Genomic DNA, 18,935 nt, shown 5'->3' with positions numbered 1-18,935 from the left:
CCACGGCAACAATCACGATTGGAATGGAAACAAGCATCAGCAGCAGACTGATGTACGGCCCGCATGGCCGCCTGGTATAGCGGTGGCTTTGTATGAGCACATCCAGAACAAATCCGTCCTGACTTAGGGTTCGCCAGAGCCAGTGCTCCTTGTCACGGATCGAAACAACGGCCTCATCCAGATGCCACTTGTGGCCGAGCCGGAACTGCGGCGGCGAATGTCGTTGGCGAAGGTACGACCAAATTTACCTGCCCGCAGGCGGATCGTCTGGTGCGAGACAATGATTCCAAGAGCGGCTGGCATGTCCTCGACAATCTCCAGGCTCAAAAGGGAAACGGAGATAAAGCCACACCGCGTGGGCAATAATTCAGCAGGAAAGCGGTGGCGGCGATAAAGTGGTTACGGTCTGCCATGCTCAATCATCGCACAGCGAATCGCAAGGTCCGTTAACGTTTCGATGCCTTGGGGCGCGCGTTTGCGACGAGAAGTTCGGACTTCGGGACGGGCTTACTATAGTAGAACCCTTGTGCCACAGCGCAGCCGCTTTCAACCAAGAATTTTTCTTGATCGACCGTCTCCACGCCCTCAGCGACCACATTTTGCCCTAGGCAGCGCGCGATCGAAAGAATTGCCTTCACCAGTTCTCGACTTCGCTTATCCGATCGAGTGATGAATGACCGGTCAATCTTGAGGGTATCAATGGGAAAGTTAGCCAAATAGCTCAGAGATGAGTAGCCGGTGCCGAAATCATCGATCGCTATGGAAATTCCGCTCGCATGCAATTGAGAGAGTGTCGTCGAAACGCCCTCGCAGTTGTGGAGCAGGAGACTCTCAGTTATTTCGACCTCGATCCACTCCGCACGACAACCGGTTTCCTGCAATACGTCCGCCACCGTTTGCGACAAATGTGGGCATTGAAACTGCTTAGGAGACAAATTTATCGCGATCTTGTGTGGGGGCAGTCCATCTGCATTCATGGCGGCAGCCATCAGACACGCCTCATGCAGCACCCATCGTCCGAGATCGATGATCAGTCCGGTTTCCTCGGCGACACCTATAAATTCTCCCGGAGGGATCATTCCCATCTTCGGATGATGCCATCGAAGCAGTGCTTCTGAACCAATCACCTTTCCGTTGTCCAATAGGACCTTTGGCTGATAATGGAGTTCAAGTTGCCCATGTTTCATAGCTAGGCGTAGGTCTGATTCTAGCGCCAGGCGCTTTTCAGCCCCAATCGTGAGATCCCTTGAGTAGAATCGGAAGTTGCTACGCCCCGAGCGCTTCGCTAAATACATCGCAGAATCTGCATATTTCACCAAATCGTCGGGTGCGTCGCCGTCATCTGGAAATACCGATATCCCAATGCTGCAGGATACAAAGATCTCCCTGTCGGAAAGCATGAAGCGTTCGCCGAATGCGGCGAGCATTCTGCTGGCAATTTGAGCCAAATCGTCATTGTCCTGAACATTCGGCAGCAAGACTGCAAATTCATCGCCACCGAGTCTCGCCACTGTGTCGCTGGCACGGACGCCTTCTTTCAAGCGGGTCGCCACCTGCCGCAGCAAATCGTCACCGACGGGATGTCCCATAGTGTCATTGATCGCTTTGAAATGGTCCATGTCGATCAGCATCACCCCGGCTCGCTGGCCCGCCGAAGCCGCGTCCCTGATCATCTCGCGTAACTGTTCATTGAAAAGTGTCCGGTTAGGCAGGCCGGTCAGAGAATCATAGAATGCCATCTGACGAATTTTCTTACGGGACGTGTCAAGTTCGGTGATATCGCGGGCCACGCCGAGAATCCCGGTCAGCTTTCCCCCCGAAAATACCGGAACCTTACGAGTTTCCAAAAGCACCGATTGATCATCCTCGTGAGCGGTGATCCGTTCCTCATTGATGAGAATACGGCCGGCTTGCATAGCCTCCTTATCCTTGTCCCGAAAAAACTGGGCGAGTTCGGCAGTAAACAGATCATAATCCGTTTTCCCGACGATTTCCGTTTCTGCCTTGCCGACCAATCCTTCGAAGGCATGATTGCACAACAGATATTTGCCTGTTACGTCTTTCAGCCATACCATGTCCGGAATGGTCTGCAGGACACTTAGGAGGCGAGTCCGAGCTTCAATGATTGTTCCCTCGGCGTGCTTTCGCTCTGTAATATCGCGAGATAACACAAGAAAAGTGACGGTTGAGTGATTGCTGCTTGGTCGCTTTGCCACCGACAGTTCAAACCAGCGGGATTCGCCATTTGGAAGAGCGATACGGACACATCGCCCGTAGGAGGCGCCGGTTTCATCGGCTTCTTCAAGAGCCAGCATAGCGATGTCGGCCTGATCTGGGGGGAGCGAATCGCGGACAAGCTTGCCGAGCAGCACTTCTTTTGGCTGCGCCAGGAGCTCCTGATCCCTTGCCCAGACCTGCAGGTAGCGACCGTCGGCATCTACCTCGAACAGAACGTCAGGAATGGCGGCGATAATTCCCTCTGCGAATTCAAGAGCCTCTTTGAGATCATGCTCCGCACGTTTTCGTTCTGTGATGTCTAACATCGCGCCAACCAAGCCGATCCTGTTACCGGCGATATCAGTGATCGCTGTTTTGCTGAGTAAAAGATCAACTACGCCACCATCTTCGGCGGTGGCCTTTGCTTCATATTGCTGAACGCCGCCATTTGCAAAAAGCGCCTCGTCCAACGCGGCATACGTCTCGGCTATGGGTGCGGGTACCAAATCGAAAACGGTTTTTCCGATAATCTCTGCTCTTGAGCGACCGGAGAAGCTTTCAAACGCCCTGTTGCAACCAAGGTGTACCCCATCCCTGTTCTTGAAGAAGACGGGTAACGGGATCGCGTCGAGTACGACGGCACTGGACATCTCTTCGGCGTTGAATGGCATGTCGACGTTTGTCTCAGGTTGCCGGGGGGGCGCCCGAAAAGACTTCTTAAAGGGTTGCCCCAGCCTCGCGACATCCTCGTCGTGACCGTGCGATGGCCGGACAATGGAGGCCTCCGGAAATGGCGGTGCCGTGCCCGTGGCAAGCGGAGGACTGGCATTGACCGCATTGCGTAAGGCGTGACGCCCCTCGATGTTTTGAGCATCAGTCGCCATCTGCGTTTCCACAGGCTGTCCGAGGCGGGATGTTGGTTCCGATTGACGTATCTGTTTCATGTGCCAAGTCCTCTTGTAACGTGGCTGAACAATCATGCGTCAAGCCAAGGTTTTGTTAGGACCGCACAAGTCATTTGGCGGAGTACCATGCCGGCCGCTACCCCACCGGGATATCGCTCTCATTCACATTCATCAAAGATGCGTATTTGACTGTCGTCGGCGACGCCGCCCATACGCTTTAGAACGCTTGCCAATCATCGTTCGAAGGCGCGAGTGCCAGGTTACCGCGGCGCATCGGATAGTTTCCGCGGTCAACCCTTGTCTGACCGGTCGGGGACATCTTTCCAAGTTCGCCCGTCACCGTCTGTGGCTGAAAATCCGCGCTCTTTTCTTCGAAGTGGAAATGTCTCAACAGCGCGGCGAGGCTTTGGCTCTCTTGGGCGAGGTGTGATCCTGCAGAATTCATCTCCGCGACCATGCTCGCATTTTCTTGAGTGGCATGGTCCATATGATTAACCGCGCCGTTGATCTCGCGCAGGCCCGACGATTGTTCTTGGGAGGCCGTTGCGATTGCGTCCATATGAAGATTTACATCCTGCACAAGCTCTTCAATCGTTCTCAGGCCCGATCCGGTTTCGCTCACGAGCCTTACCCCCTCGTCGACCGCCAGAGCTGAATTGGCGATGAGAACCTTGATTTCTTTCGCCGCTGTCGCTGAGCGCTGCGCAAGCTCCCTGACCTCCTGGGCAACAACCGCAAAGCCTCTTCCCGCGTCGCCAGCACGCGCTGCTTCGACGCCGGCGTTCAGCGCCAGGAGGTTTGTTTGGAAGGCGATCGCGTCGATGACGCTGATGATCTGCGAAATCTGTTTGGAGGAGTTCTCAATGCGATGCATGGCTCCGATAGCATTGCGTACAACCCGACCGGACATTTCCGCATGATTTCGCATTTGTTGGACGGCTCCGCGCGCCTCGGCCGTCCTCTTTGTGGTCGACGCAACGTTGACGGTTATTTCCTCCAATGCCGCTGCAGTTTCCTCGAGCGAAGCCGCCTGCTGCTCAGTGCGTCTTGAAAGATTTTCAGATGCGGCCGAGACGCCCGAGCTGCCATTCGTGACCGTTTCGACTGAATGGCCGACGGTAACAAGCGCGTGCCGGAGCTGACGAATGGAAGCGTTGAAATCCCCGCGCAACGTTTCAAACTGTGGCGCTAACGGCTCCTCAATCTCATAAATCAAGTCTCCATCCGCCATCCGCTTCAACCCGGTTGCCAATGCCGTCGTCGCTCGGACGAGGCGCTCTTCTGCTTCTTTTTCAGCCCTTATCTGAATATCCAGCTTCTCTTTCTCAGAACGAATGCGCTCAGCTTCCGCAGATGTCTCTAAATGATTTTTTTGTATGGCCGCGCCGCGGAAAAACTCAAGGCAACGCGCCATGTCCCCGATCTCGTCGCGTCGGATCGTCAAGGGCACCGGCGCCGACGTATCGCCTTCTGCGAGTGCCTTCATTCGGCTTGTCAGAGTCCGAATGGAACTTGAAATTCTCCGAACGACCGAAATGCACAGAATGAGTACCGTAGACATGATCAGAAGCGTGGCGCCGGAGTAGCCTATAAAGGCATTGCGAAGATCGGCGTACCGCTGAAATGCCATCTCGTCCAACTTGTCGCCGGTGCGCATTATGAGTTCGGTCAACAAAGCAGCCCGCTGTTGGGTGATTTCATTCCATCGATCCGACGTCTCGGGGGGGAAGGAAACGCCCGGCTGGTTCGCATACATCTGATCGCGAACGCCCGCGATGAACTTGCCTGCGGCGCCGGCCTCGAAGTCGTCATAAGATTTGACGAGATCGGCAGGGAGAAATTCGTGCATCGTAGGCACATAAAGCTGCTTTAGATTTTTTGACTGTAAGAGGGACGAGAATAGATCGACGGACATCACTGAATTTTTGATGTAGGCTCGGCCGGGCCTGATCTCCAGCAAACTAGCTTCCGTGATCTGCATCAGCGCGTGAAAACCGGTAATTTGGCGTGCCAAATCCAAATTATTGACAGTCGCCCCAGTGCGACGGACGAGCTCCAAGCCCGCAACGGCTGCTGGGCGCAAGGCAACGGCTCCCTCCGCCTCGCCAGCCGTTCCGTCATCGACGCGCCGGCGGAAGCTGTCGATATTCTCCCGCCTTTCACGAATGATCTGTACTGCCCGCTCTATGGCCGGATCGTCAAATGCCTTTTTCCAAGAGTCATAAGCGGAAAAGACTGCTGTAAATGCGCTGTCCGATGCGGCTCGCTTTGCCCGACGGACGTCGGCGCCTGCAAACGCTTCCGCCGCTATAGCTTGGGCGAGGAACCCGCCTTCCCGCCCAAGTTGCTGCGTTGTTTGTGCGCTTCGGAACGTAGAGTATTCGTGGTAATATCCCAGTGATGTTGATACTCCGATGAGTACGAACGCCGTCAACGGGATAATTGCCAAAACCATTAAAAGTAGGGATAGCGGCAGTCTCGACATGCGTTCCTCATGGGCTATAAATTACACCGGTTTCCATTAGCGACGCGGTCAACAACATTGTGAAATCGACCGCCACGTGTGAGATGAGCGCGGCAGACTTACCATATGATTAAACCCTGTACTGGTTTGAAACTGCGCTGCGCAAATCGGAACATCGTTGCGTTCAGGGGATCATCTGCAAGGAAGATCTTGGGCCGAGCCAGTCGGCTTACTGGAGAGTTCTGTTGCTATCAAGCCACGAAGACGGTCGAGCGCGCTGGCTGATCGTAGGTCAGTCAGCGCAATCCGCCTCTGATATACGCAATGTTTCAGAGGGATATACTCCATAGCGCTTGCGATAGTCCGCAGAAAATCTGCCTCTATGAATGAAGCCCCATTTCAGAGCGACCTGCTTGACCGAGAGGCCAGGCTCGCCTGTCATCAGTTCCTGATGCACTGATTCCAACCGTAGGTGCTGCAGAAATGCCAGAGGGGTCGTATTTCGGAAGTTGCGAAAACCGCTCTGAAGAGTGCGTCGGCTTACGCCACAAGCCGTTGCGATTTCATCAAGAGATAGCGGCCGAGCAATATTGGCACGCATATAGTCGACCGCCCGCTTAACGGCCTTGGGTAAGGGTGGTTCAGCAACGCGGCATAACTCAGGTGAGTAGCGATGCTGCGCAGCTTCGATCAAAAGCTCCATCGTCGTTTCGGTGAGGTGATTAAGTGCTATCGGCGATTCAAGGAGGGTTCCTTCTCGTAATCCAGCATAAAGCACTGCTACCAGTTGCACCAAAAGGGAGCCGAACCCGACCGATAAGTCTATTTCTGCCGAAAAATCGAGGCTGCCTCTTATTGGCGTATTGAGCCGACGTGCTAAACGGCGCGTCAGCTCATCATGGGAGATCCTAAGACCCAAATGTTTCCTGGGCCCAATGAATTGGGTTGTACTCGCCGACATACTGTTCACGAAAACGCCACGCCTTCCCTCTGACAGGATTTGTCTGCCGTCCACGGTAACGACCGATCGCCCATATAGTGGAAGCATGATAATGTTTGCCTCCGCGGGTCCCTGGTGCTGGACCGTTAGGTCGCCCTCGTAATGCGCGGCAATAACTGCAATCGGGCCATTGGCAATCGCATGTATATCGTAGGCGGTCGTCTTATCGCCCTCTACATGCGCTGGAGATTGCGGGGAAAGCCTGGAAAGCGCTTCCGCGAGTTCCTCGCTGCAAGTGCCTTTGAGCGAGAAATGGTCAATCTTATAGGGGACACTCTCAACTCTCCACATCATCACTTCCTTCCCGAAACGGTATCCAAGCATGAGGTCGGCCTTTCGCCATCGACGGGCGAACAGGGCAATTGAGGGGTTGCAGCCGGTCCTCGCCGTCACTTCGACGGGAACCTTAGACTTAAGGGCAAAGAGGCGAGCCCATGACGCCGGTCTATTTTGTCAGTGATGCGCGAGCAATTTGGGGCCCTAGGTTCATCGCTGCTACTCCCAGTTCGCGACGATGGCTCGTGGTGAGGCCATGGGTGGGGTGTGGAACAGGGTGGAGCCGAAGCGCTACATCCGGCATGAACTCTCGTTTTACAGCGTGGTAGGATCGAAGCTTGTTGTTGGCGAAGGTACGACCAAATTAGTCTGCCCACAGGCGGATCGTCTGGTGCGAGACAATGATCCCAGGACCGGCCAGCATGTGCTCGATCACCCGCAGGCGCAAAAGCAAAACGGAAAGAAAGCGCACACCGCGTGCGCAATAATTTCAGCAGGAAAGCGGCGGGGGCGATAAAGCAGGTCACGGTTTGTCATGCCCAATCATCGCACTGCGAACCCAAGGTCCGTTCCCCCGTTGGCACCTGCGAAACGCGCTTTTCTTGTGCTGTATCGGAGACTGCAAACGCAGTAGTTCCGCTCTCCCGTTGGGGGCATGTAGAACGTCTGCTTGCCAGATACGAAACATTGGACAGCGCCTCCGCCGCGGCTGCGTCCTCTACACGAGGGCCGCGTTCATCGATCTCGCGGCAATAATCGATCAGGGCTTCGATGGTCACCATGAGAAGGTTGTGGCGCGCGGCGAATTCGCTGAGCTCGGGAAGACGCGCCATAGTGCCGTCGTCGTTGGCGATTTCGCAGATAACACCCGCTGGCTTGAGCCCGGCGAGCCGAGCGAAATCCACCGCGGCTTCCGTATGGCCGGGGCGTCCGACAACACCGGACGGGTTTGCCCGCAGGGGGAATATGTGGCCTGGCCGGGAGAGGTCCTCCGGCATCGTCGATGCGTCGGCAAGCGCCCTAATGGTCTTGGCGCGGTCTTCTGCGGAAATACCGGTTGATACGCCTTCTATCAGGTCCACCGAGACCGTGAACGCCGTCTGCATGGAATCCGAGTTGCGCTCCACCATCAGCGGGATATCCAGTTCGTCCAACCGGTCCCCGTTCATCGGCACGCAGATCAGGCCGCGCGCATAACGCATCATGAAAGCAACATGATCATTCGTCACCTTCTCCGCGGCAACGAGGATGTCGCCTTCGTTTTCCCGGTCTTCATCGTCCACGACGATGATCATCTCTCCGGCGGCGATTGCTTTAACCGCGCTCTCGATGGCAGCAAACTTCATGTTCTTCTCCTTGAACTAACCATGGCCCAGAGTGCGTGCGAGTTGGCGGTCGACCCGCTCCCGAAGTTCCGCAGACGGTGCCGAATCCGGGAAGTCTTCGTCCATCGCATAGATGAAGTCACCGCGAACCTCGGCTTTGAAGAAGCCCATCAATGAGCGCAGGTGCGCCTCGACATGCTCGCCATGGGCTTCGGCCTTACCCGTTGCGAATATCAAAACGGGTTTCCCCTGCAGGGCTGTCATTTCGAAGAGGTCGAAAAGATGCTTGAGAAGACCGGTCATCGAGGACTTGAAGACCGGTGTCCCCACAACGAGAACGTCTGAAGACTGGATTGCGTCAAGAACGTTCGTAAGTTCAGCAGGAGCCTGCGAACGCCACAGCGTGGTTCCTAACACCGGGAGAACATCGACTAGGTCAAACAGATACCGGGCGTGGCCGGGCGGGACGCTCGAGAGTGCGTATTCCCCGAGCGCCCGCGTCTTCGAGGGGCGCGAGACATTGCCGGTTATCGCGACAATCTTCATTTTGCCGGCCCTCCGATCAGATCTGGTTGCGGATATGCGGGGTACGCGCGTAGACGGCCACCATCGGCACGATCAGCAGACCCACGATCGCCTGCTGCGCGGCAAAGCTGAGGCCGAGCCCGACCAGCAGGGACGTCAATATGGTCAATACGAGTACCCCGAGAACGGTTGCCCCGTATCCGCCTGCGCCACCGAGCAACGAGGTGCCACCGATCACAACGGCCGCAACGGTGGTGAAGAGATATGGGTCTCCGACGCCAACGAAGCCGCCGCCGGAAAACCCGAGCAGCAATACGCCCGTCAGTGCCGACATCGCCCCACTGATACCGTGAATGCTGGTCCAGACCTTGGTTTCGGAAATGCCAAGCCGTGCCGCTGCAGTCCTGCTGCCGCCGACGGCGTAGATGGAGCGGCCGAACCATGTGTTATACAGAGCCCAGATGGTGACGAGCGTGACGAGGAGCCACACCAGCACCACGGGCGGCAGGGGCAGCCCGAAGGTCTTCCCGTTGAACGCGGCGATATTCCGGAGCCAGTCCGGTACGGGGGCGAAAACCGTTCCGCCGTAGTCGGAACCGATGGAGGTGTAGAGTTGTACCGCGCCGACAAATGCGAAGCCGACCCCTAGGGACATGATGAGAGCCTGGCCCTGCAGCTTGAAGCTCAAAAAGCCGTTCGCAAGCCCGATTGCTGCTCCCAGGAGAACGACCACTATCACGGCCAGCCAGGCAGGCATCCCGGTGACCAACAGGCTTGGGAAGAGAATATTCGCTCCCCCGATGACATATGGAATGGAGAGATCAAGCGCGCCGACCATGGCACATAGCGTCTGTCCCAACGATGCAAGCCCCAGGAAAGCGGCAAGCAGCAATATCGAACGCGCGTTACGGGGCGAGATAAACCCCGGAACGAGGATCGTACCCAGCACGAGAAGTGCAGCAAGCAGACCAAAGCCAATTACGATGCTGCGCTGCAGCTTTACCGATCGTCCTGTGATTTGGCTCATCGTCTGTTCCGTTGCGAGTGAAGTCATAACCAGTCCTCCCTAGAAAGCCGTGCGCCGGGCCGTCATGAATACGTTGACGAGGAGCGATGCCACGAGGATCAGGCCAAAAGCCATTTGCGTCACGAACCCCGTCACGCTTCCGAAGCTGAAGGCGGAAAGCAGGTACGAGATGAGGAACATGTTCAGCGCACCAAGCGTGGACCCCAAAACTCCCCCTCTCCCGCCAGCCAGGTTTGCGCCACCGAGCACCAGGGCGGTAATTGCCTGGAGCGTGTAGCTGCTTCCCTGGGTAGGATCGCCAGAAGAGATCAATGCCGTATAGCTGAGCGCGGCAAGGCCGACGAAGACGCCGCCGAGGAGATGGGCGCAGATGCGTACGGTGTCGACTTTCACTCCGCTCGTGTAGGCCATCCGTTCGTCAGCGCCTGTCATGCGGAGGTGGGAGTAAAAGGTGGTCCGGCGCATAACGGCCCAAAGAGCCAACGCCGCCAAGACGATGATCAGCACCGGAGATAAGATCGTCGTTCCTGCTCCCCACGTCATCATCCAGTCCGGCGCAACGCCGCCCGGCCTTGACATGACCATGAGGTTCAAGCCTGAAAGGACGAGGAAGCTGGAGAGCGTGACGATGATGGGGGCGACCCGGACGTAGATGATGATGAGCGCCTGCAGCAACTGGTACAGTGCGCCGACTGCCACCACCCAGCAAATCACCGCGAGTGGAGACGTGTAACCCCTTGCCGAGAGCCAGCCGATCAGGGTGACGTTCACGAAACCCATCAGCGGGCCAACGGAAAGGTCGACCGAACCGCGGCCTGCCATCACGATCGGTGTCAGGGCCAGCGTCGTGAGGATCAAAGGTGCTGCGACGATGATTGCTCCGCCCATTCCGGTTGCGGTGAACAGCCGCGGCGAGAGCACGGCTGCGGCGACGAGCAACACTCCGAAAAGAACGAGCGGTACGGTCAGCGACCTGTCGAGCGCAGGAAATCCAAAACGTTGCGACATCAGTGTGCCTTTCTCTCTTTGGAGAATTCCATGGTGTCGGCAACCGAGCGGCCGAACATTGCAGCGAGAATGGTTTCTTCGTTGATGTCGGGGCCGTCGAGGGAACGATGGATGCTCCCTTTGTGAAAGACATCAACGCGATCGGCGAAACCGAGAAACTCTTCGATCTCGCTTGAAAGGTAGATTACCGAGCCGCCACCTTCGGCAAACAGCCGAAGCTCGCGATACAGGTCGCGTTTGGTGTTGAGGTCCACGCCTCGAGCAGGGTCGTTAAGAACGATCACTCTGGGATCATTGGCGAAGGCACGACCGATCAGGACCTTCTGCTGGTTACCACCGGAAAGGGACGTAATCCGGTTGTCCGGGTGGCCGATCTTGACGCGGAGCCGCTCGACCTCCCGGGCAAACGTCAGCTTCAGCTTTTTCCGCTTGATGACACCGAACAGCCCCAAGTTCTTTTGATAGATACCGATGGCGAGGTTCTCGAAAATGCTCTGCTGCGGGAAAATTCCTTCCCGCTTCCGGTCTCCGGATACGTACACAATGCCCTTATTCGCGGCGTCGTCGAGCGTGCTAACTTTGACGAGACCGGTGCTTTCCCGATCCAGGATCCGGATCTCTCCTCCGAACGGCGAGATAATCCTTGCGACCAGTCGAACAAAGGCGTCCTGGCCCTGGCCGTCCAGACCCGCAACTCCCACGATAGATCCCTGTGGGAGGACGAAGTCGAAGGGTTGTGATGCCTCTTGGGGGCGCGCGCCACGCACGGAAAGAACCTCCTTGCGATCACCCGACAGGCCCGCTGCAGACGTTGAAGCGGCGGCGGAAATCTGGCGGTCTTGAGGGGTCATCATGCGGAGGAGGTTCGCCTCGGTGATCTCGGATTTCTCAAGGACACCGACGGTGAAACCGTCTCTCAGTATTGTCGCCCGGTCGGCGATACGGACGAGCTCAGCGATGCGGTGCGTGACGATGATGACCGCGCACCCTTCGGACCGGAGCCGATCGATCTCGTCGTGGAGCCGGACGGTCGCGTCGAGATCGAGTGCAGCCGAGGACTCGTCCAGGATCAAGACCTTGGGTTTCCTCAGGACGGCGCGGGCGATAACGATCCATTGCTTGATGCTGAGCGGAAGGTCACCGACGTTCTGCCGGAGATCGACCGGCTTTCCCACCAGGCGGTCCAGAAGGCTTTGCGCAAGGCTTTCACGTTCCTTGGAGGATTTCCGAAGCGAGAACAGGTCCTCGCTTCCCACGAAAAGGTTGTCGAGGACACTCGCCTCATCGGCGACAAGGACCTCCTGGAAGATCGTAGCGAGACCAACGTCTTTGGCATCGACTGGCGAGGCGATGGACTTGCCAAGGATCAGGACAGATCCTGCATCGGCGGCGATAACGCCGGACATGATCTTCGCCATGGTGCTCTTGCCGCTGCCATTCTCACCAACGATCGCGTGCACCTCTCCTGCCCTGGCGACAAAATCGCATTTCTTCAAAGCCTTCGTTTCGCCAAACGATTTGGCAACGGCCGTCATGCTTACGGCGACGTCATTCGTCATGCCGATCCTCCCTTTAGGCAGCAGCAAATTGCGCCAGGTCATCCGATGCCCGGGCCTCTTGCTGGATTGCGACTGCCGTCTTTGAATGCTCCGAGAACTCGCTCGGTGAACTATAGAATGACAGATTGTCTGCTAATCTGTCAATAGTGCCGTCATGCCGACACTGAGATGTCGAGTTGATTTCGATGAAACCGATTGGTCGTTTCCACGCCCTCCCAGTTGCAAAAGCATGTTGTCACGCACCTGACGTCGGTCAGAGGTTCTCGATCGGAGTTCCGCCGCATCGGAAGCGATCTGGCGGCCTGCGCGATCAAGACAGGACCAAAGCGCTATTGAGGGTGTCCGGTAATCGGAATGACCATCGCACCCCTCTCCGATGAAGGCGACCGTTTGGATTGGGCCATACGGAACATCCCAACCTCCGCGCATCGAACGCGGCACGTGCCATTCGATCGTCCAGTCCTTCCACGCTGGGGGCGGGCAGATCGAACTCATGGTCGATCTGCCCCTGGCGCGCGCAACCGTGGAAGGATCACGGGAACTCTTCGAAGTTTTCCTTCGCAGGGTCGTGAGCAAGCCACGGCCTGGCGTGGGACAGCCAGACGTTGGACATAGGAACCGAACCAGGATCAGTGTCAAAAGTGCCTGCCCGCAGCACCTTCATTTCCGGGTTGGCAGGCCGTTCGGCGTAAACGTGCGAACCACACCGTGAGCAGAACCACCTCAGTTTTCCCGGGGTCGACTCAAAGCTGTGAAGGACTTCCTGGCCGGAAGTCAGCTTGAAGTTCTCACTCTTCACCTTGGCGGCAGTGTTATGATCGGCCGCATGGGACTTTCTGCACGTCTGGCAGAAGCAGTTCCACATCGGGCCGTCCAGTTCCGACACTTCGTACTGGACCGCTTTACATTGGCAAGATCCGAGGATCGGCATCTTCAAAATCCTTTCATCGCTTTATCGAGTTGTGGCGGTCGCGCGCTCGCAGAAAGCCACCGCTTCAGGTTCCGTGCAGCCTGCCGGATTCTGTCTTCATTCTCCACGAAAGCCAGCCGTACGTATTCGTCACCCATCTCGCCGAAACCGATACCAGGCGAAATCGCGACCTGTGCCTTCTCGAGCACGAGTTTCGCAAACTCCAGCGAGCCAAGGTGTCGGAAATCCGGGGGTATCTTCGCCCATGCGAACATCGTCGCCGCAGGAGCCGGAACGTCGAAACCGGCATCGGCAAAGGTCTTGACCAGTGTATCTCTGCGCGTCTTGTAGATGTCTCGGGCCCGCGCGGCGTCCTCCCCGTCCGAGTTTAGGGCATGAGCGGCGGCGACTTGGATTGGCGTAAATGCTCCGTAGTCCAGGTACGATTTCACGCGCGTCAACGCCCGGATGAGCCGTTCGTTGCCCACCGCAAACCCAACGCGCCAACCGGGCATAGAGAATGTCTTCGACATCGAGGAGAACTCGACGGCCACGTCGATCGCGCCGGGGACTTCGAGAACAGACGGTGGCGGCGGACCGTCGAAATAGATTTCGGCGTAGGCGATATCCGACAGAACGATGAGATCGTGCTTCTTCGCAAAGGCGATGACGTCCTTATAGAAGTCGAGCGTCGCGACGCGAGCGGTGGGGTTCGACGGGTAGCTTATGATGAGCGCCAGAGGCTTCGGTACCGAATGCCGTACCGCTATTTCGAGAGCTTGGAAGAAGGTCTCATCCGGCTCGACCGGTACCGACCTTATCACGCCCCCTGCCATGAGAAATCCGAACGTATGAATCGGATAGGAAGGGTTCGGACAGAGAATGACATCCCCGGGGGCGGTTATGGCCTGCGCCATGTTCGCAAACCCCTCTTTGGACCCAAGCGTCGCAACAACCTGGGTATCCGGATCAAGCTTCACATTGAACCGGCGGGCGTAATACGCAGCCTTGGCGCGGCGAAGCCCGACAATGCCCTTGGAAGCCGAATAGCGGTGCGTGCGCGGGTGCTGCACCGCTTCGCACAGCTTGTCCACAACCCAGCTTGGCGTGGGAAGATCCGGATTGCCCATTCCAAGATCGATGATGTCGGCTCCGGCCGCGCGCGCGCTGGACTTGAGACGGTTCACCTGGTCGAAGACGTAAGGGGGCAAACGCTGTATCTTGTGGAATTCCAACTTCTGGTTCCTTATCGTAGGTCCTCCGCGCCGACGGATGAAGCCGGCGCGGAGGTCGCGGGACAACTTGGGAGGTCGTCGATTACTTCTTCGGCCGCCAGGCCAGCGGATCTTCCGGGCGCTCGAAGTACTGTGCTGCTACGTCCGCGGGCCACCATGCATCGCCCTTGGGCTCGATCCACGCCGTGGAGTTCGGATCGCAATCTTCCGGAATTGCTTCCTTCACATCGTCGATCGTGTAGGGAAGAGCCGGTCGCAGGATCGACTGGATCTTCGGCCCCTGGCCTTGGAGTGTCCTCATCATCACGTCCCACACCAGGCGAGCATCGGCCCGCGGCGGCCAGAAATGGAAGCTCTGGCTGATGAAGTCGGGATTCTTACGCCAGTAGCACGCCGCTGACGCCTCGCCGCCGAGGACGATTGGCATCATGTCGCGCCCGGACTGCTGGACCGCGTTGACGACACCGTTTTCCGACGCCGACTGGACCAAGATACCTGCGATTTCTGTAGGGTTCGTCGCGAGGAATTTCTGGACTTCGACCTGGGCGACCTGATCGGTCCACTTGCCAGCGACATCGCCCACGACGGTGATGTCCTTGTACTCGTCGAACGCCTTCTTGGCACCGACATTGAAGCTGTCGGACGATGCGAAGCCCGGGATGCCTGAAACCGTCAGGACGTTGCCCTTACCGCCGATTTCCTCCGCCAGCCATTTTGCGGCCGTGTAGCCGCCCTGGGTGTTGTTTTCGGTCGCATTGATCGCGTAGGGCGATGTCACGTAACCCGAGAAGGAGAATACCGGAACGCCCTTGGAATGCGCGTATTCGATGGTCTGGTTGATGGCCGTCACGTTCGAGCAGCAGATGATGATGGCATCGACGCCGTCGTCGACCATCTGGCGCATCTGCTGGATTTGCGTCGCGTCCTTCAGGTCGGACTGCGTGACGACAAGGTCAGATACCAGTCCAGCCTCCTTGTATTTCGGAAGCAGAACCTCGTTCATTTCAGTGAGGATCTGGGCACGCCACGTGTTGCCGGCATAAGTGGACGCGTAGCCGATTTTCCACGGCGGCGGCCGCTTGGCCACAAAATCCTTGAGCGGCGTACCGCCGAGGGGAATTGCCGGGTCCACGAGCTGGTAAAGCTGCTTTTGGTCCGGTGGTAGCGAGTCTAAGCCGTCCGCGAATGCGGCGGTGGTCATCAGGCCTAGCCCGATGATCACGCTCAATGCGGTGTAAACCTTCTTCAGCATGTGAGGGTCTCCTCCCCTTCGTACATCCGCTACAGCAGTCGACGCCGTTCGCGTCGAGCCACGGAATTGGTGAAACGTGTTTCGATTTCGGATTGTTGGCGGGCGGCTTGCACCGTCCGCGGAACGGTCAGTTCCTGAGGCCAGCCTGTTTCAGCAGGGGCATGACGCGGTCGTTGAAGAACGGCAGTTCTTCGTTGTAGTCGACCATTGTGAGAAGTGCGCCGTCGACGCCCGTATTGCTCAATGCGACGAGCTTGTCGGCGACCTGTTCCGGCGTTCCGACGATCGGGTAGCCGCCCCAGCCAGCGATAAAGCGCTCCTTGAACTTCTGGTACATCTCCTCCGAGTGGTTCTGTGACTGAACCTGGAGAACCTCGCAGATGTTTTCGCAGGCTTCCCAATCGCCCTTCTGGTTCACGTAGTAGTCGTAGTAGTCCTGCGCTTCCTTTTCGGTCTCGCGAACGACGACCGGGCACGCGGTGAAGGTTCCCAGTTCGCGCTTGTATTCCTCGCGAGCCAGCTCCTTGACCTTCTTCACCCAGGCCGCGCCCGATTCCATGTCCTGCATGAAGCCGAAATTGAAGTCGCAGAACTTGGCGGTGAAGTGCAGGCCCTTGCCCGAGGAACCGGCGCAGATGAGAACCGGACGACCCGTCTCCTTGTTGTAGGGCTTCGGCTCGCTGAACGCGTCTTTCACCTTGAGGAACTGGCCGTCATAGGTGACGCCGTTCTTCTTCCACAAGGTGTCAACGATTTCCATCCATTCCGTGGCATATTCGTAGCGGGTGTCGTGTTCCATCATCGGAACGCCGAACATCTCCATTTCCGGGGTAAACCAACCCGTCACCAGGTTCAGGCCGTATCGGCCCTTCGAAATATTGTCGATCGTCGTCGCCATCTTCGTCGCGACGATCGGGTTCAGGGTCGGGATATGCGTCGTCGAGAAAAACTGCAGCTTCGTGGTCACGGCAGCCAGTGCCGCGGCCCAGGTGAACGTGTCCATGTTCACGCCGTTGAAGTTCGTCGGCCCGCCGAAACCGCGCCACCGGGCGATCGGCACCATGCATTCCCACCCGGCCGCTTCGAGCTTTTTGGCAATTTCGACATTGTGTTCGAAGGTAGGCTCGAACGTTGATTCCGCGGTGGTGATGGCGCAGGCGCTGGAACAATTTGTTCCAAATACGCCAAGTTTTAGCTTGTTGCCGTTAAACATAGGGTTTCCGGCGGCGCGGAAATCATCGCTGGTCGTCATATTGAAGTCTCCTCCACAGAGTTTGTCTGTTCCCGGCCCGAAAGCCGGGATACCGATTAGATGCCCATGTCCTCGAAGACTTCCTGCGCGACGCGGAAACTGTCGATCGCCGCCGGCACGCCGCAATAGATCGCGACCTGAAGGAAGACTTCGCGAAGCTCATCCTTGCTCAGGCCGTTATTGATCGCGCCGCGAACGTGCAGCTTCAGCTCGTGGGGACGGTTAAGGGCGGAAATCATGCCAAGATTGAGAAGGCTGCGCGAACGGCGGTCGAGGCCGGGCCTGTTCCAGATCTCGTTCCAGCAATACTCGGTGACAAGCTCCTGCATCGGCCAGTTGAACTCGGTCGCCTTGTTTACCGAAGCGTCGACATATGCGCCGCCGAGAACCTCCCGACGGGTCTGCAGACCCTTTTCGAACCGTTCACTGACGGGACGCCCATTCACTTGCGATTTCACATCGGTGGCAATAGTCACGGATCAAACTCCTCATTATCGGCCGAAAGGCATTTGGTGGATGTCATAGGCCGAAAAGCTCGGCCAAACGTTTCAGGCGGCAGCATCGATCAGCGCTGCCGATCTAACCAATTTCCCGTCCTCGTAGAGGAGTGGGGCAATATTCTCGATAAACCGGGCCTCGACCACTTCGCCGAGAACGACGTCATGGGTGCCGACGGTAACGGCGGAGTTGAGGCTGCAAACGAATGCGGCCTGGGCGTCGCCAAGGATGGGAACTCCGCCAGCCGTGACCCACTCACCATGTGCGAACCTCTCCTCTCCCTTCAGTTTTCCACTGAACAGCGGAACCAAAGGCGCATGGCTAAGATGCAGCATGTTGACCGCGAATTTACCGGCGAGCTTGAGCGGGCCGCTGATCGAAGCAGATTGGTTGACGCAAACCAGGAGGGTCGGCGGGTCAGCCGTCACTGATTGGACGGCGGTTGCAGCCATGCCGTAACGGGCACCTTCCCACTCCGTCGTGATCAGGCAAATTGTCGATGTGAACCGGCGTAAAGCGGTCTTGAACGCCGCTTGCGCTGCTATTTCAGCACCAGCCATGGTTACCTCCCCAAGTCATTCGTGATCAAAGATAAGCAGATTATCAGACAATCTGTCAACATGTTTTATTCATCATTGACAGATTGTCTGCGAAAATGTTTTCTCGGGGCAGTGAAAGAGGAGACGATTATGGATCTGGAATCGAAAGTCTGTGTGGTGACCGGGGCTGGCAGCGGGATCGGCCGCGCCACTGCTGAACTATTTGCGCGCCAGGGCGCTAGGGTTGGCGTCGTCGACGTCAACATCGATGCCGCGCGAGACGTTGCCCGAGACATCGGGACAGATGCGATCGCGTTAAAGGCCGATGTGTCTTTGTCCGCCGAGGTCGAGGCGATGGTTAGGTCAGTTAAGGAAAAATGGGGGCGCATCGACGTTCTCGTCAACAACGCGGGGTTCGGGATGACGGGAAACGTCACGACCATCGCCGAATCCGACTGGGACCGGATCATGGCGGTAAACGTGAAGGGGATCTTCCTATGCTCGAAATACGTGGTTCCCATTATGGCGGAACAGGGCAGCGGATCGATTATTAACACGACCTCATACACGGCCGTGTCAGCCATCGCGAACCGTACGGCCTACGTGGCGTCTAAAGGCGCGATCTCGGCACTCACGAGAGCCATGGCACTGGACCACGCAAAAGACGGGATCCGCGTAAACGCTGTCGCCCCCGGAACGATCGACTCGCCCTATTTCACCAAGATTTTCGCCGACGCGGCAGACCCGCAAGCCCTGCGGGAAGACTTCAACGCCCGTGCAGCCCTGCACCGGATGGGCAACCCGGAAGAGATCGCCGAGGCGATGCTTTTTCTCGCTTCGGACCGCTCGCGGTTTGCGACCGGAAGCATTCTCACCGTCGACGGAGGATCGTCGATCGGAAACCACTTGGTGCGCTAAAGCACGTAGGTGCTGACGGGTGCCT

General features: G+C 57.3%; 15 protein-coding genes and 2 pseudogenes. 1 reads left to right on the top strand and 16 read right to left on the bottom strand.

All coding sequences use genetic code 11. From position 1 onward, the window contains the following. Window positions 1-85 precede the first annotated feature (85 nt). From RCCGE510_RS33990 to RCCGE510_RS29485, 16 genes and pseudogenes are all read right to left on the bottom strand, one after another. A pseudogene (locus RCCGE510_RS33990) lies at window positions 86-393 on the bottom strand (DDE-type integrase/transposase/recombinase); the annotation flags it as partial. A 53-nt stretch (window positions 394-446) separates the two neighbouring features. Next, a complete protein-coding gene (locus tag RCCGE510_RS29550; RefSeq protein ID WP_157179963.1) occupies window positions 447-3,101 on the bottom strand; it encodes an EAL domain-containing protein in 2,655 nt (884 codons plus the stop codon). Window positions 3,102-3,339: 238 nt separating this feature from the next. Next, entirely contained in the window at window positions 3,340-5,607 is a 2,268-nt protein-coding gene (locus tag RCCGE510_RS29545; RefSeq protein ID WP_007636476.1) for a methyl-accepting chemotaxis protein, read from the bottom strand. 271 nt (window positions 5,608-5,878) lie between these two features. Next, window positions 5,879-6,880, bottom strand: a complete 1,002-nt coding sequence (locus tag RCCGE510_RS29540) for a helix-turn-helix domain-containing protein (RefSeq protein WP_240539710.1) — start codon at window positions 6,878-6,880, stop codon at window positions 5,879-5,881. 349 nt (window positions 6,881-7,229) lie between these two features. Then, window positions 7,230-7,399 (bottom strand): annotated as a pseudogene (locus tag RCCGE510_RS35755) (IS6 family transposase); the annotation flags it as partial. Next, window positions 7,396-8,208: a 3,4-dihydroxy-2-butanone-4-phosphate synthase gene (gene ribB, locus RCCGE510_RS29535; protein ID WP_007636464.1), complete on the bottom strand. Its 813-nt coding sequence runs from the start codon at window positions 8,206-8,208 to the stop codon at window positions 7,396-7,398. The pseudogene RCCGE510_RS35755 and the gene ribB, both read right to left, overlap by 4 nt. A 15-nt stretch (window positions 8,209-8,223) precedes the next feature. Beyond that, window positions 8,224-8,733 carry an NAD(P)H-dependent oxidoreductase gene (locus RCCGE510_RS29530; RefSeq protein ID WP_007636462.1) on the bottom strand — a complete coding sequence of 170 codons (510 nt, stop codon included), beginning with the start codon at window positions 8,731-8,733 and terminating at the stop codon, window positions 8,224-8,226. Window positions 8,734-8,749: 16 nt separating this feature from the next. Next, the gene (locus RCCGE510_RS29525; RefSeq protein WP_240539720.1) at window positions 8,750-9,739 is read right to left on the bottom strand and encodes an ABC transporter permease; all 990 of its coding nucleotides are present in this window, start codon (window positions 9,737-9,739) and stop codon (window positions 8,750-8,752) included. A gap of 39 nt (window positions 9,740-9,778) precedes the next feature. After that, window positions 9,779-10,747, bottom strand: a complete 969-nt coding sequence (locus RCCGE510_RS29520) for an ABC transporter permease (RefSeq protein ID WP_007636457.1) — start codon at window positions 10,745-10,747, stop codon at window positions 9,779-9,781. Beyond that, window positions 10,747-12,306: a sugar ABC transporter ATP-binding protein gene (locus RCCGE510_RS29515; RefSeq protein ID WP_007636455.1), complete on the bottom strand. Its 1,560-nt coding sequence runs from the start codon at window positions 12,304-12,306 to the stop codon at window positions 10,747-10,749. The genes RCCGE510_RS29520 and RCCGE510_RS29515 overlap by 1 nt, the downstream gene beginning before the upstream one ends. A 532-nt stretch (window positions 12,307-12,838) precedes the next feature. Continuing rightward, window positions 12,839-13,237, bottom strand: coding sequence for a GFA family protein (locus tag RCCGE510_RS29510; protein WP_007636453.1), 399 nt, complete (start codon window positions 13,235-13,237; stop codon window positions 12,839-12,841). A gap of 2 nt (window positions 13,238-13,239) precedes the next feature. Further along, on the bottom strand, window positions 13,240-14,466 hold the full coding sequence (locus tag RCCGE510_RS29505) for an LL-diaminopimelate aminotransferase (protein ID WP_192815371.1): 1,227 nt from the start codon (window positions 14,464-14,466) through the stop codon (window positions 13,240-13,242). 67 nt (window positions 14,467-14,533) lie between these two features. Next, window positions 14,534-15,703 (bottom strand): ABC transporter substrate-binding protein, encoded by a 1,170-nt coding sequence (locus RCCGE510_RS29500; protein ID WP_007636448.1) that lies wholly within the window; start codon window positions 15,701-15,703, stop codon window positions 14,534-14,536. A 127-nt stretch (window positions 15,704-15,830) separates the two neighbouring features. Further along, the gene (locus tag RCCGE510_RS29495) at window positions 15,831-16,955 is read right to left on the bottom strand and encodes an LLM class flavin-dependent oxidoreductase (RefSeq protein WP_007636446.1); all 1,125 of its coding nucleotides are present in this window, start codon (window positions 16,953-16,955) and stop codon (window positions 15,831-15,833) included. A 56-nt stretch (window positions 16,956-17,011) separates the two neighbouring features. Next, window positions 17,012-17,431 (bottom strand): carboxymuconolactone decarboxylase family protein, encoded by a 420-nt coding sequence (locus RCCGE510_RS29490; RefSeq protein ID WP_007636445.1) that lies wholly within the window; start codon window positions 17,429-17,431, stop codon window positions 17,012-17,014. Window positions 17,432-17,503: 72 nt separating this feature from the next. Then, window positions 17,504-18,013 carry a flavin reductase family protein gene (locus tag RCCGE510_RS29485; RefSeq protein ID WP_007636444.1) on the bottom strand — a complete coding sequence of 170 codons (510 nt, stop codon included), beginning with the start codon at window positions 18,011-18,013 and terminating at the stop codon, window positions 17,504-17,506. Window positions 18,014-18,142: 129 nt separating this feature from the next. Between RCCGE510_RS29485 and RCCGE510_RS29480 the strand changes: the two genes are divergently transcribed. After that, a complete protein-coding gene (locus RCCGE510_RS29480) occupies window positions 18,143-18,910 on the top strand; it encodes an SDR family oxidoreductase (RefSeq protein ID WP_007636443.1) in 768 nt (255 codons plus the stop codon). Window positions 18,911-18,935 lie beyond the last annotated feature (25 nt).

Source organism: Rhizobium sp. CCGE 510 (assembly GCF_000292525.1).
GTDB lineage: Bacteria > Pseudomonadota > Alphaproteobacteria > Rhizobiales > Rhizobiaceae > Rhizobium.
The sequence above is the reverse complement of the archived record's forward strand: the minus strand, read 5'-3'. Positions and strand labels throughout refer to the sequence as shown.